We start from the raw sequence: 14246 nt of genomic DNA, 5'->3' as shown, positions 1-14246 counted from the left end.
CTACGCGTCCTCCTTCAGCAGGTCCGCGCACTTCTCGCCGATCATCATCGTCGTGATGCACGGGTTGACGGTGACGAGTTCCGGCATCACCGATCCGTCCGCCACCCGCAGACCCTCGACCCCCTTGACCCGCAGCCGCGCGTCGAGCGGGGCCGAGGTGTCGTCGTCCGCGCCCATCTTCACGGTGCAGGACGGGTGGTAGACGGTGTTGTGGGTCTTGTGGATGTAGTCCAGGAGCTCCTCGTCGGTCTGGACGTCCGGGCCCGGGGCCAGCTCGGCACCCGCCCAGCCGCTCAACGCGGGCTGTGACGCGATCTTCCGTGCCAGCTTCAGCCCGAACGTCATCACCCGCACGTCGTGCTCATGCGTGAAGTACCGGGGATCCACCATGGGCTTGTCCCGGTAGTCCCGGGTGCGCAGCCGCACCGTGCCCCGGGACTGCGCGCGCGTCACGTTCGGCGTGAGGCAGAACGCGTTCTCCGACGTCGGATAGCCCCACCGCGCCGTGTTCATGTCGAACGGCACCGAGCCGTAGTGGAACATCAGGTCGGGCCGGTCCAGGCCCGGTTCGGTGTCGTAGAAGATGCCCGCCTCCCACCACTGGCTGGACGTGGTGGTCATCGGCTGTTTGGCGTCCCACATGATGACGCCCTCGGGGTGGTCCTGGAGGTTCTCGCCGACGCCCGCCGAGTCCACCACGACCTCGACGCCGATCTCGCGCAGGTGCGCGGCCGGTCCGATGCCGGACAGCATCAGCAGCTTCGGCGTGTCGATCGCGCCGCACGACACGATCACCTCGCGTCGGGCCCGTACCGTGCGGGTGTGGATGAGGTCGGGGTCCAGGTACTCGGCCCCGACGCACCGCCGCCCCTCAAGGAGCAGCTTCTTGGCGCGTACCCCCGTCCGGACGGCCAGGTTCGGCCGCTTGTCCATGACCGGGTGGAGGTAGGCCACCGACGACGACTGGCGGATGTTGTTCTCGTCGGAGTTGATCTGGAACCAGTTGGCGCCCCGGACGACCGTCTTCCCGGTGTTGAAGGGGGTCGTCGGGATGCCGGCCTGGGCGCAGGCCTCCAACAGGGCCGTGCCGCACGGGTCCTCGCTCTTCAGGGTGCGGAGTTTCACCGGACCCGTGCGGCCGTGGTGCTCCCCGGGAGCGTCGTTGTTCTCCAGCCGCTGGTAGAGCGGGAAGAGATCGGCGGAGCTCCAGCCCGTACAGCCCGCCGCGGCCCAGGCGTCGAGGTCCTCGGCCGGTGCCCAGAAGGCGATACAGGAGTTGTGCGAGGAGCAGCCGCCGAGCACCTTCGCCCGGGCGTGCCGCATGAAGCTGTTGCCGCTGGCCTGGGGCTCGACGGGGTAGTCCCAGTCGTAGCCGGATTCCAGCAGACCCATCCAGCGTTCGAGCTTCAGGATGTCGTCGTCGCCGACGTCGCTGGGTCCTGCCTCCAGGACGCAGACGGTGACCGACGGATCCTCCGACAGCCGGGCCGCCACCGCGTTGCCCGCGGTGCCGCCGCCGACCACGACGTAATCGAACTCATCGATGCTCATGGGGAGTCGCCCTCCTTGCTAGCGGAATGTCAGTCGGCCGCCGGAGCGGCGACGGGCTCCGTCGCCGACTCGGAGTCCAGACGGTGCTCTTCGAGCACACCGGTCTTGTGCCGCTGGATGAACCAGTAGTAGGCGAAGCCGCCGCCCATGATCACGCCGACGAACAGGAGCGCGCCCCACTGGAGGTACCAGTGGAAGGGGGCGGTCGCGTTGTAGACGGCGGCGCGCGGCCAGATCAGGTTGATCGTCATGCCCGCGCCCCATATGACGGCCACGATGTTGACGATCAGGCCCCAACGGCCCAGCGAGAACTTGCCGTCGCCGGCCGGCTCCCACTTGCCGCGCAGCCGCGCCACCAGCATGGGCCCGGTGACGCCCAGGTAGGCGAGGTAGATCATGATGATGCCGATGCTGGTGACGACCGTGAAGATCTGCGGCTGGCGGATGTTGACCACCAGGATCGCCAGCGCCAGGATGCCGATGATCACGGCCGGCAGCACCGGGGTCTGGAAGCGCGGGCTGACCTTGGCCATCAGTGAGGACGCGGGCAGGTTGTTGTCCCGGGCCATCGCGAACGCCAGCCGGATCGCCGCCGTGTGCACGGCGAGCGCGCAGACGGTGACCGCGATCAGCACGCACCACAGCATCGCCTTGCCGGCCGTGGAGCCGAGCACGTCGAGGACGATGTACTGCAGACCGTCCGTGGACAGCTCCCCGCTCTTCAGGCTGGAGACGCTCATCAGCGCGAGCAGCAGGACCAGTCCGCCGAGGATGAAGGAGGCGACGATCGCCCGGATGATCGCGCGGGGCGCGTTCCGGGACGGGTCCACGGACTCCTCACCGAGCGAGGCGGCCGTGTCGAAGCCGTACATGACGTACGCCGAGGCCAGCGAGGCCACCAGGAACGCGCCAAAGTAGCCGGCGCCGTACCCCGCCCCGGTGCCGTTGGTCTCCATGACGACCTGCGGGCCGCGCGTGATGTGCACGGCGAACAGGACGATCAGTACGACGGTGGCGATCAGCTCGATGAACACGCCCGCCGAGTTGATCGTGGCCATCAGCTTGACGCCGAAGGCGTTCACGAGGGTCGTGAACAGGATCAACACCGCGGCCAGGATGACCGCGTTGGTCGCCACGTCGTACTTGCCGGATCCGTCGCCGACGATCTGGAACACGTCGGAGATCTGCGGCAGCGTCAGCTGGTAGGCGAGTGCCACTGCCGAGATCGACACGATCGACGCGATCAGCATCGTCCAGCCGGCCAGCCAGCCCAGGTGCGGATTGCCGATCTTCTTCGACCAGTTGTAGACGGAGCCCGCGACGGGGTAGCGGGCTGCCAGCTCGGCGAAGCACAGGGCGACCATGAACTGGCCGATGAAGACCATGGGCCACGACCACCAGTAGGCGGGGCCCCCGGTGCCGTAGCCGAAGTAGAACAGCTGGAAGGTGCCGGTGAGGATCGAGATGTAGCTGATGCCGGCGGCGAAGGTGTGGAAGTTGCCGAGGGTGCGCTTGAGTTCGGGCTTGTATCCGAACTCGGCGAGTTCGGTGTCGTCCTGTCCTGGTTGTCCGGACGTTGGTTGCTCGGTGGTTGTCATGAGCGGACTCCTGGTGGGCCGGGGAGGGGATGGGAGCGGCTCGTGCGGGTGCCTGGATCAATGAGGGGGGTTATACGTGGGGTGCATGATCGCGCTGTTACGCGCGGGTTAGGCGAACCATCCCTGTGGGGCGGGAGCCGTGTTGCGCCAGATGTGCTTCGCCTCGCGGTACTCGGCGAGACCCGAGGGCCCGAGTTCGCGGCCGAAGCCCGACTGTTTGAAACCGCCCCATTCGGCCTGGGGGACGTAGGGGTGATAGTCGTTGATCCAGATCGTGCCGATCCGCAGCCGCGAGACTACGCGCGCGGCCTTCGCCTCGTCACTGGTCCAGACGGCACCGGCCAAGCCGTAGATCGTGTCGTTGGCGAGCCGTACCGCCTCCTCCTCGCCGGTGAACCGCTCGACGGTCATGACCGGTCCGAACGACTCGTCCTGGACGACCGACATCCGGCCGGTGCACTCGCCGAGCACGGTCGGCGGGTAGTAGAAGCCGTCGTCGTAGCCCGGACCGGACAGCCGGGCGCCACCGCAGCGCAGTACGGCGCCCTCCTCCAGCCCCTTGGCGACATAGGCCTCGACCTTCGCCAGATGGCCGGCGGAGATCAGCGGCCCGGTCTGCGCCTGCTCGTCGAAGGGCCCGCCGAGCCGGATCTCCGAGGCCCGGCGTACGACCTCGTCGACGAACCGGTCGTGCAGCGAGTCCTCCACCAGCAGACGCGCGCCGGACGAGCAGACCTGACCGGAGTGCAGGAACACGGCGGTCAGCGCCATGTCGACGGCCGTCTCGAAGTCGGCGTCGGCGAAGACGATGTTGGAGTTCTTGCCGCCGAGTTCCAGCGCCACCTTCTTCACCGTCGCGGACGCGGCCGACATCAGATGACGGCCCGTCTGGAGTCCGCCCGTGAAGGAGACCATGTCGACGTCCGGGTGCTCGCTGAGCGGAGCGCCCGCGTCCGGTCCTGCGCCCAGGATCAGGTTGCCCGCGCCCGGTGGCAGTCCGGCCTCCTCCAGAAGGCGCATCAGATGGATCGCGGTGTGCGGGGTGAGCTCGCTCGGCTTGAGTACGAAGGTGTTGCCGGCCCCGACCGCCGGGGCGACCTTCCAGGCCGTCTGGAGGAGCGGATAGTTCCAGGGCGTGATCAGCGCGCAGACGCCGACGGGCTCGTACACCACCCGGCTGTCGACGTTCGCCACGCCCGTGTCGATGACGCGGCCGGTCTCGCTCGCCACCAGCTTCCCGAAGTAGCGGAAGCAGTTCGCGATGTCGTCGATGTCGTACTCGCTCTCGACGAGCCGCTTCCCCGTGTCCAGGGACTCGGCGCGGGCGAGCGCGTCCTTGTCGCGTACGAGGAGGTCGGCGACCCGCAGCAGCAGGTCACCGCGCTCGTTCGCCGAGGTCCGGGGCCAGGGGCCTTCGTCGAAGGCACGGCGGGCGGCGCCGATCGCCTCCACCGTGTCCTTGCCGCCCGCCTCGTCCACGACCCCGACCAGGGAGCCGTCGGCGGGACAGCGGATCTCACGGGTGCGTTCGTCGACCGCGCCCCGCCACTCCCCGTCAATGAACAGGTCCGGCATGACCGCCTCCCAGCTTCTCCAGGACCCACTCATGGAAGATCCCGATGTGGTGCTCATTGGGGACCAGCACACCACCGTTGCGGTACGCCCGCGACGCCATGGCGGGCTGCGTCCGTTCACATGCCTCAAAATCCTGGACGTTCACCCGGTGGAACAACTCCACCGACTTCGACACGTCCGCCCCCGACTCGACGACCTCGGGTGCGTACAGCCAGTCGCACTCGACGATCGTCCGGTCCTCGGCCATCGGGAACATGCGGTGCAGGATGACATGGTCCGGCACGAGGTTGATGAACACCGTCGGTTTCACGGTGATGGCGTAGTACCTGCGGTCCTGGTCCTCGGAGACGGACGGCAGCTTCTCGAAGCCCTCGCTGCCGTCGACCGTGAACCCCTGGATACCCTCGCCGAACTCGGCACCGTGACCCACGTAGTACTGGGCCGCGTAGCCGTCCGCGAACTCGGGGAGTACGTCCGTGAGCTCGGGGTGGATCGTCGCACAGTGGTAGCACTCCATGAAGTTCTCGACGATCAGCTTCCAGTTCGACTTCACGTCGTAGGTGATGCGCTTGCCGAGGGCCAGGTTCTCGGTGCCGTAGTGCTCGATCGCCGCCGCGTCGCCGAGCCGCTCGACGGCCGCGCCCATCACCGACTCCTCGAAGGAGGGCGGTTCGTCGGCCAGGCACACCCAGGCGTAGCCGAGCCACTCGCGCAGGGCCACCTTGATCAGGCCGTACTCGACGCGGTCGATGTCCGGCATCTTGATCAGGTTCGGCGCGGCGACCAGCTTGCCGTCGAGGTCGTACGTCCACGCGTGGTACGGGCACTGGAGGGTGCGGCGGACCTCGCCGGCCTCCTCCATGCACAGGCGGGCCCCGCGATGGCGGCAGATGTTGAGGAAGGCGCGCAGCTCACCCGTGCGGGTGCGGGTGATGATCACGTTCTCGCTGCCGACCTGCACGGTGCGGAAGGCGCCGGGTTTGGCCAGGTCGGCGCTGCGGACGGCGCAGAACCACATGGATTCGAACAGGTGCTTCTGTTCCTGGCGGAAGATCTCGGGGTCGGTGTAGTAGTGGCCCGGCAGCGTCGATATGAGGCTGGGGGAGACGGGGTGGTGGGCGGGAGAGACCGGGGTCGTCGTCACGAGCGTGCTCCTCAGGCGGGCGCGGCGGCGAGGCGGGCGGGGTCGAACAGGCCGATGGGGTGCTCGGTGGCGCCGGTCAGCGCCAGATCGGCGAGGATCTCGCCGACCACCGGCACGAACTTGAAACCGTGCCCGGAGAAACCGCAGGCCACGGTGACCGACTCCGGGTGCTCGGGATGGCGGGCGATCACGAAGTGCTCGTCCGGGGTGGTGGAGTACATGCAGGTCGCCGCCTTGAGATAGGTGCCGGGCAGCTCCGGGATACAGCCGGCCATGTGGTCGGCCATGGCCTGGATCTCGTGGTCGTACACGGTCCGGTCGATGGTCTCCGGGGTGGTCACCTGCCCCTTGCGGAAGAAGGCGACCTTGGCACCGAGATCGGGGCCGTCGATGGACGGGAAGCCGTAGGCCTGGACGCCGTCCGCGTTCTCCCAGATGTAGATGGGGTGGTTCTCGGGGAGGAAGGGCTCGACGCCGTTCTTCGGCTGGAACCAGTACATGACCTGCCGCTCGATAGTGAACGGCACCCCGAGATCGGTGAGCAGCTGCGGCGCCCACGCCCCCGGGCAGATCACCAACTGGCTTGCCGTGTAGGTGTTCTCGCCGGTGTGCACCCGGACGCCGCCCTTGTACGGCTCCCAGCGCGTCATCGGCTCCTCGAAGTGCAGGTCGGCGCCTTGCCGGGTGGCCAGCTGGATATGGGCGGCGACGGTGTTCTCGGGACGGAGGAGGCCTGCCTTCTTCTCGTACAGCGCGACCTCGTCGTCCTTCGGCGTCAGCGTCGGGAAGCGGCGGCGGATCTCCTTCGCGTCGAGCATCTCGTGCGGAAGGTCCCACTCCAGGGCCGAGAGCAGCGAACCGGAGACGGTCAGCGAGTCGGGCGGGCCGACCATCACGCCGCCGCAGAGGGTGGCGATGTCGCGGCCGGTGGCCCGCTCCAGGTCGTCGTACAGCTCGTAGGCGCGCAGCAGCAGTGGTACGTACGCCGGGTCCTCGAAGTACGACTGCCGGGTGATCCGCGAACCGCCGTGGCTGGAGCCCCGGTTGTGCACCGGGCCGAACTTCTCCAGGCCGAGGACGCGGGCGCCGCGCGCGGAGAGGTGATGGGCGGCGGCGCTTCCCATGCCGCCGAGGCCGACGACGATCACGTCGTAAGTGGGGGACATCGCATGCCTCCTATCGGCGGATTCGTGTCATCTTCGGGTCGAACAGGGGCTCTTCGGCGACGGTCGCGGGGACCTTCTCGCCGAAGTACTCGATGTGCACGCCGGTGCCGGTGGTGAGAGCGGCCGGCAGCCAGGCGTACGCGATGCAGCGGCCGAGTGTGTAGCCGTACGACGCGCTGGTCACGTAGCCGGCGGGGGAGCCGTCGACGTAGACCGGCTCCTTGCCGAGGACCACGGCGGCGGGGTCGTCGAGGAGGAGGGGGGTGAGCTTGCGGGCAGGCTCGCTCGCGTTCTCCAGCGCGGCCTTTCCGACGAAGTCCTCCTTGTCCATGCGCACCGCGAAACCGACGCCCGCCTCGTACGGGTCGTGCTCGTCGGTCATGTCGGTGCCCCAGGAGCGGTAACCCTTCTCCAGGCGCAGGGAGTTGAAGGCCGAGCGGCCCGCCGCGATCACACCGAGCTCCCGGCCCGCCTCCCAGAGGGTGTCCCAGAGGCGGAGTCCCAGGTCGGCGCTGGTGTACAGCTCCCAGCCGAGCTCGCCGACGTACGACAGGCGCATGGCCGTCACGGGGATGTGTCCGAGGTACGTCTCCTTCGCGCGGAAGTAGCCGAAGGCCTCGTGCGAGAAGTCGTCGCGGGTGAGCGGCTGGACGAGGTCGCGGGCGAGGGGGCCCCAGACGCCTATGCAGCAGGTGCCGGAGGTGATGTCCCTGATCTGGACGTCGGCGGGGGCCTGGCGGAGGAGCCAGTCCAGGTCGGTGGGGGAGTTCGCGCCCACCTGGAAGCGGTTCGGGGCGAGGCGGGCCACCGTGAGGTCGGAACGGACGCCGCCCGTCTCGTCGAGGAGGAGGGTGTAGGTGACCGCGCGGGGCTTCTTGCGGAGGTTGTTGGTCGTCATCCGGTTGAGGAAGTCGAGGGCGCCCGGGCCCGTGACTTCGAGGCGGCGCAGGGGAGTCATGTCGTAGAGGGCGACCTTCTCGCGCGTCGCCTTCGCCTCCGCCGCCGCGATCGGGGACCAGTAGCGGGCCGACCAGGCGTCGCGCTCGGGGACGCTGATCCCGTCCACCAGCGGGGCGTTCGCCTCGTACCAGTGCGGTCGCTCCCAGCCGCCGCCCTCCAGGAAGAACGCGCCGAGCTGCTCCTGGCGGGCGTGGAAGGGGCTCACGCGCAGGGGGCGGGGCTGTTCCATCGGCTGGAGGGGGTGCAGGACGTCGTACACCTCGACGAACTGCTGACAACCGCGTTCGCGGACGTACGACGGTGAGCGCTGCGCCTCCTCGAAGCGGGTGAGGTCGCACTCGTGCAGGTCGAGGGAGGGCCGTCCGTCGACCATCCACTCGGCGACGGCTTTGGCGACGCCGGCGGAGTGGGTGACCCAGACGGCCTCGGCCAGCCAGAAGCCGCGCAGTTCGCGGGCCTCGCCGAGGACCGGCATACCGTCCGGGGTGAAGGAGAAGACGCCGTTGAAGCCCTCCTCGATCTCCGCCTCGCGCAGTGCGGGCAGCAGCCAGCGGCAGTCGTCCCAGCTCGGGGCCCAGTCCTCCTCGGTGAAGGGGTAGGAGGACGGCATGTCCATGTTCTGGGCGCGTGCCTCGTCGTACGGCAGGATCGCGAACGGGTCGACGGGCATCGGCCGGTGCGCGTAGGAGCCGATGCCGATGCGGTCGGTGTGCTCGCGGAAGTAGAGGTCGCGGTCCTGGAAGCGGAGGATCGGCTTCTCGGCTTCCGCGGTGGCGTCGGCGAGTTCGGGCAGCGGTCGCGTTTTGGCGTATTGGTGTGCGAGCGGCTGCAGGGGTACGTCGATCCCGGCCATACGGCCGATGACGGGGCCCCAGAAACCGGCGGCGGAGACGACGTGGTCGGCGGGGAAGGTGCCCTGGTCGGTGACGACCGCGGTGACTCGGCCGTCCTCCTTCTCGATGCCGGTGACCGTGTGGCGCTCCAGGAAGCGGGCGCCCAGGGCGGTGGCGCGTTCCATCTGCGCGCGGGCCGCGAGCAGGGCGCGGGCCAGGCCGTCGTCGGGGGTGTGGAAGCCGCCGAGGACCACCGACTCGTCGATGAGCGGCCACAGTTCCTTGCAGCGGGCCGCGCTGACTATTTCGCCGCGCACCCCCCAGGCGGCGGCGTAACCGGCCCTGCGGTGCAGGTCGGCGAGGCGCTCGGGGGTGGTCGCGAGTTCCAGTCCGCCGACCTGGTTGAAGCAGGGAACCCCGTCGATCTCCAGGGAGTTGAACTTCTCGACGGTGTATTTGGCGAACTGGGTGAGGGTCTTGGAGGGGCTGGTCTGGAAGACGAGGCCCGGCGCGTGCGAGGTGGAGCCGCCGGGGGCGGGCAGGGGGCCCTGTTCGAGGACGGTGACGTCGGTCCAGCCGCGGGCGGTCAGCTCGTCGGCGAGCGAGCAGCCGACGATGCCGGCGCCGATGATGACCACGCGGGGGTTCTGGAGTCGGGGTTCGGGCCTGCTGGACATGCCCCTCCTTGCCGGGGTGGGGAGTTGACGCGCCGCGGAGGCGGTCAGGGGGTGGGGACGTTGGGCCGCTCGGCGGCGATGGTGGTGTCCTGGCCGTGCCCGGTGTGGACGACCGTGTCGCCGGGCAGGGTGAGAAGCCGCTCGCGGATGGACGCCTCGATGGTGGGGCGGTCCGAGTAGGAGCGGCCGGTGGCGCCGGGTCCACCGTGGAAGAGGGTGTCGCCGGTGAGGACCGCGTTCAGGAACGGGGCGTACAGCGAGCAACTGCCCCAGGTGTGACCGGGGTTGTGGATCACCTGGAGCTCGATGCCGGCGACCGTGAGGACACGGCCGTCGCTCAGCTCGCCGTCCGGCTTGCGGGCCGGGTGGGTCTGGTACCAGAGCTCGAAGTCGTCGGGGTGCAGGAGCACGGGCGCGCCGGTCAGGACCGAGAGTTCGGCGGCCGCGTCGATGTGGTCGTCGTGGGCGTGCGTGCACACGATCGCGGTGACACGGCGGCCGGCGACCGCCTGGTGGATCGCGGGGGCGTCATGGGCGGCGTCGACGATCAGTACCTCCTCGTCGTCGCCGACGAGCCAGACGTTGTTGTCGACGTCGAAGGTGTCGCCGTCGAGGTTGAAGGTGCCGGAGGTGACGACGCGGTCGATACGGACGGTGCCCTGGGCGGTCACAGGACCACCACCGAGCGCAGCACCTCACCGCGGTGCATCTTGGCGAACGCCTCCTCGACCTGGTCGAGCGCGATCGTCTCGCTCACGAAGGCGTTGAGGTCCAGCAGCCCGTACAGGTACTGGTCGATGAGGAACGGGAAGTCGCGGCTGGGCAGACAGTCCCCGTACCAGGAGGACTTGATGGCGCCGCCGCGCGAGAACACGTCGATGAGGGGGAGCTCGACCTTCATCTCGGGGGCGGGGACGCCGACCTGGACCAGCAGGCCCGCGTGGTCGCGCATGTAGAAAGCCTGTTTGAAGGTCTCCGGGCGGCCCACCGCGTCGATCGCGATGTCGACACCGAAGCCGTCGGTGAGGGCGCGAACCGCCTCTACCGGGTCCGTGCCACGGGAGTTGACGGTGTGCGTGGCGCCGAACTTCTCCGCCTGGTCGAGCTTCTTGTCGTCGATGTCCACGGCGATCACCTTCATGGCGCCGTTGAGACAGGCGCCCGCGATCGCCGCGTTGCCGACGCCGCCGCAGCCGATGACGGCGACCGTGTCGCCGCGGCCGACGTTGCCGGTGTTGACGGCGGCGCCGTATCCGGCCATCACGCCGCAGCCGATGAGGCCGGCGGCCTCGGGACGGGCGGCCGGGTCGATCTTCACCGCCTGGCCCGCCGCTACCAGCGTCTTCTCGGCGAACGCGCCGATCCCGAGCGCGTTGCTCAGCGGGGTGCCGTCGAGGAGCGTCATCGGCTGGGTGGCGTTGCGGGAGTCGAAGCAGTACCAGGGGCGTCCGCGCCGACAGGAACGACACGAGCCGCAGGGCGCACGCCAGGCCAGCACCACGTAGTCGCCGGGAGCGAGGTCGGTGACGCCGGCGCCGACCGCCGCGATCGTGCCGGCGGCCTCATGGCCCAGCAGGAACGGGAAGTCGTCGTTGATCGCGCCCTCCCGGTAGTGCAGATCCGTGTGGCAGACCCCGCAGGCCTGCACGTCGACGAGCACCTCGCCGGGACCCGGGTCGGGAACGACGATCGTCCGCACCTCGACGGGTGCGCCCTTTTTGACAGCAACTACGGCACGGACCTCGTGTGGCACGACCAAGCTCCTCTGCTGTTGCGCAATGCACGATGGGTTGCGCGATGAGGAACATATTGAGAACGGCATGCCAGGGCCGTCAAGAGGTGCGAGTTAACCCTTGGCAAAAGGAACGGGACGGCCGAAACCTCCCGGACACACAGCGGCGCGGGACCAGGAGTTCCCGGTACCGCGCCGCGCCTTGTGTCGTATGCCGCCTGTCGTACGCCGTCTGCGTCAGAAGCCGTAGCCCATACGACGGGACAGCTCGGCCCCCGCCGCCACCGTGCGCTTGGCCAGTTCCGGCAGCCGGTCGCTGTTCATCCGGTAGACCGGCCCCGAGACGCTGATCGCGGCGATCACCTTGCCGTCGTGGGCGCGGATCGGGGCGGCCAGGGCGGCGAGGCCCAGCTCCAGCTCCTCGACGGTGACGCCGTAGCCCTGCTCGACCACGGCCTCCAGTTCGGCGCGCAGCATGGAGGTGCCGGTGATGGTCCGCTCCGTGAAGCGGGGCAGCGAGCGGGCGAGCAGGCCCTCGCGCAGGGTGGGCGGCATGTGCGCGAGCAGCACTTTTCCGCTGGACGTGGCGTGCAGCGGGGTGCGCCGGCCCAGCCAGTTCTGCGCCGTCACCGACGCCGTGCCGCGGGCCTGCATGATGTTGACCGCCGCGTCGTCGTCGAGGACCGCGATGTTGACCGTCTCGCCCAGCTCGTCCGCGAGCTCCCGGCAGACCGGGACGCCTTCCTGCGAGATGTCCAGCCGCACTGCCGCCGCCCCCGCCAGGCGCAGTACGCCCGCGCCCAGGTAGTACTTCCCGCGGTCCTTGGCCTGGGCCACCAGTCCACGGTTCTCCAGGACACCGAGCAGCCGGAAGGCGGTGGACTTGTGCACGTCCAGCTCGTCGGCGATCTCGGTGACGCCCGCCTCGCCGTGCCGGGCGAGGATCTCCAGCACGCTCACGGCGCGGTCCACCGACTGGACGGCGCTCGCCGGTCCTCTCCCGTTCGGCTTTTCCTGGCTGTCCTCACCTGAGTCAGACTGCTTCTGCACGCGGGCCATAGCTCAACTCTCACCACCTGGCGGCCCGGTTTGGGCCGCATCTGCGGGAAACCCTTGACGCGACGGTCGTCCCGCCCGGATTCTGTTGCGTATGGCGCTCGCTCATGCGCCATACGAAACATCATGTTACCGAAGCGTCCGGCACCCGGAAGGGGCCGAACAGTCCGGACCAAAGAAGGTCCCGTGTCCCCGACTGCCGGACGACTCCAGGAAGACCACTGGACCAACGAAGGTCCGAACTCCCTGATTTGCCTGGACCGAGCTGATCCCGGACCGAGTGTCCCGGACCGAGAGGGGGGCCCGTGATTCCCGTCTGCCGCCTTGAAGACCTCCCCGAGGGCGAGTCCGTCCGCGTCGAGACAACCCCGCCCATCGCCGTGTTCCACGCCGAGGACGGCGAGCTCTACGCCATCGACGACACCTGCACCCATCAGGACGCCTCGCTTTCCGAGGGCTGGCTGGAGGGCTGTCTGGTCGAATGCCCGCTGCACGCCGCATCATTCGATCTCCGTACGGGACAACCGACGTGCCTGCCGGCCCGCCGCCCCGTGCGCACCCACCGGGTCAGCGTCGACGAGGGCATGATCCATGTCCACCTTGCCGCGGAGGAGGGCTCCGCCGCATGAAGGCCGAAGCCTTGCACGCCGACGCCACTCCCGGCATCCCCGCCCACCTGAGTCTCCCGGCCCCCGTCCCCGCAACGGCCGAGAGGGGCCGAACCGCATGAAGACCGTGACCGTCGTCGGCGCCTCGCTCTCCGGCCTGTACGCGGCCCGCGAACTGCGCGCCCAGGGCTTCGACGGCCGACTGGTGATCGTCGGCGACGAACCCCACCGGCCCTACGACCGCCCGCCCCTGTCCAAGGACTTCCTCACCGGCCGCGCGGACGAGGACCACCTCGCCCTCACCGACGCCGAGGAGAGCGCCGAACTCGACGCCGAGTGGCTGCTGGGCCGGCGAGCCCGGGGCCTCGACTCCCGCGGCCGCACCGTACTCCTCGACGACGGCCGCACCGTCTCCACCGACGGCGTCGTCATCGCCACCGGCGCTTCGGCCCGCCGCCTCCCGGGCGACGCCCTCGCCGGGGTCCACACCCTGCGCACCCTCGACGACGCCCGCGCCCTGCGCGACGAACTCACCCGAGGCCCGCGCCAGGTCGTGGTCATCGGCGGTGGCTTCATCGGCGCCGAGACCGCGTCCTCGTGCGCCGTCCTCGGTCACACCGTCACCGTCGTCGAGGCCGCCCCCCTTCCGCTCGTGCCCCAACTCGGCGCCGAGATGGCCGCCGTGTGCGCCACGCTGCACCGCCGCGGCGGGGTGGACCTGGTCACCGGCATCGGAGTGGCCGGTCTCCGCGGCACGGACGCGGTCAGCGGCGTACAGCTCGCCGACGGCCGCACCCTCCCCGCCGACCTCGTGATCGTCGGCATCGGCTGCACCCCCAACACCGCCTGGCTCGCGGGTTCGACACTCGCCCTGCACGACGGCGTCCTGTGCGACGACGGCTGCGTCACCGCGCTGCCCCAGGTGGTCGCCGTCGGCGATGTCGCCCGCGTCGGCGGATCCCGCGCCGAGCACTGGACCTCCGCCACGGAACAGCCCCGGGTCGCCGTGGCCAACCTGCTCGCCGGACGCAGCGGCCGGAGTGCGCGATCGGTGCCCTACTTCTGGTCCGACCAGTACGGCGCACGCATCCAGTTCGCCGGCCGGCGGCAGGAGGGCGACACCGTCCGCATCGCCGAGGGCGAACTCGACGACGGCACACCGGCCGAGGGCGGATTCCTCGCTCTCTACGAGCGGGACGGCCGTACGACCGCGGTGCTCTCCGTGGATCGACCGCGTCCCTTCATGCGGGCTCGGCGCGAACTCGTACGCGCGGAGACGCTCGGCGAGAACAGGGCGCAGCCTGCCGCACTGTGATCGACCCTGATCACCGGGGACCGGGATCCAT

11 protein-coding genes are annotated in these 14246 nt (G+C 69.5%); 2 read left to right on the top strand and 9 right to left on the bottom strand.

The features are described 5' to 3' along the window. The 9 genes from AC5DRG_RS08805 to AC5DRG_RS08765 form a co-directional block, all read right to left on the bottom strand. Entirely contained in the window at positions 1-1551 is a 1551-nt protein-coding gene (locus tag AC5DRG_RS08805; protein WP_491809431.1) for a GMC family oxidoreductase, read from the bottom strand. Positions 1552-1580: 29 nt separating this feature from the next. Further along, the gene (locus tag AC5DRG_RS08800) at positions 1581-3149 is read right to left on the bottom strand and encodes an APC family permease (protein WP_491809430.1); all 1569 of its coding nucleotides are present in this window, start codon (positions 3147-3149) and stop codon (positions 1581-1583) included. Positions 3150-3257: 108 nt separating this feature from the next. After that, positions 3258-4724 carry an aldehyde dehydrogenase family protein gene (locus AC5DRG_RS08795; RefSeq protein ID WP_491809429.1) on the bottom strand — a complete coding sequence of 489 codons (1467 nt, stop codon included), beginning with the start codon at positions 4722-4724 and terminating at the stop codon, positions 3258-3260. Next, positions 4705-5868, bottom strand: coding sequence for an aromatic ring-hydroxylating oxygenase subunit alpha (locus AC5DRG_RS08790; RefSeq protein ID WP_491809428.1), 1164 nt, complete (start codon positions 5866-5868; stop codon positions 4705-4707). Before AC5DRG_RS08790 ends, AC5DRG_RS08795 begins: the two co-directional genes overlap by 20 nt. 11 nt (positions 5869-5879) lie before the next feature. Then, positions 5880-7034 carry an N-methyl-L-tryptophan oxidase gene (solA, locus tag AC5DRG_RS08785; protein WP_491809427.1) on the bottom strand — a complete coding sequence of 385 codons (1155 nt, stop codon included), beginning with the start codon at positions 7032-7034 and terminating at the stop codon, positions 5880-5882. Positions 7035-7044: 10 nt separating this feature from the next. Beyond that, positions 7045-9504 carry a GcvT family protein gene (locus AC5DRG_RS08780; protein ID WP_491809426.1) on the bottom strand — a complete coding sequence of 820 codons (2460 nt, stop codon included), beginning with the start codon at positions 9502-9504 and terminating at the stop codon, positions 7045-7047. Between the two features lie 44 nt (positions 9505-9548). Further along, on the bottom strand, positions 9549-10175 hold the full coding sequence (locus AC5DRG_RS08775; protein WP_491809425.1) for an MBL fold metallo-hydrolase: 627 nt from the start codon (positions 10173-10175) through the stop codon (positions 9549-9551). Continuing rightward, entirely contained in the window at positions 10172-11257 is a 1086-nt protein-coding gene (locus tag AC5DRG_RS08770; RefSeq protein ID WP_491809424.1) for an S-(hydroxymethyl)mycothiol dehydrogenase, read from the bottom strand. The genes AC5DRG_RS08775 and AC5DRG_RS08770 overlap by 4 nt, the downstream gene beginning before the upstream one ends. A 216-nt stretch (positions 11258-11473) precedes the next feature. Next, the gene (locus AC5DRG_RS08765) at positions 11474-12295 is read right to left on the bottom strand and encodes an IclR family transcriptional regulator (RefSeq protein ID WP_491809423.1); all 822 of its coding nucleotides are present in this window, start codon (positions 12293-12295) and stop codon (positions 11474-11476) included. Positions 12296-12597: 302 nt separating this feature from the next. Here AC5DRG_RS08765 and AC5DRG_RS08760 point away from each other — a divergent pair, with 302 nt between their 5' ends. Together AC5DRG_RS08760 and AC5DRG_RS08755 are read left to right on the top strand one after the other, a co-directional pair. Further along, on the top strand, positions 12598-12921 hold the full coding sequence (locus AC5DRG_RS08760) for a bifunctional 3-phenylpropionate/cinnamic acid dioxygenase ferredoxin subunit (RefSeq protein ID WP_491809422.1): 324 nt from the start codon (positions 12598-12600) through the stop codon (positions 12919-12921). A 97-nt stretch (positions 12922-13018) separates the two neighbouring features. Then, entirely contained in the window at positions 13019-14215 is a 1197-nt protein-coding gene (locus tag AC5DRG_RS08755; protein WP_491809421.1) for an NAD(P)/FAD-dependent oxidoreductase, read from the top strand. Positions 14216-14246: the final 31 nt, after the last annotated feature.

Source organism: Streptomyces sp. JLBG701 (assembly GCF_058544905.1).
The sequence above is the reverse complement of the archived record's forward strand: the minus strand, read 5'-3'. Positions and strand labels throughout refer to the sequence as shown.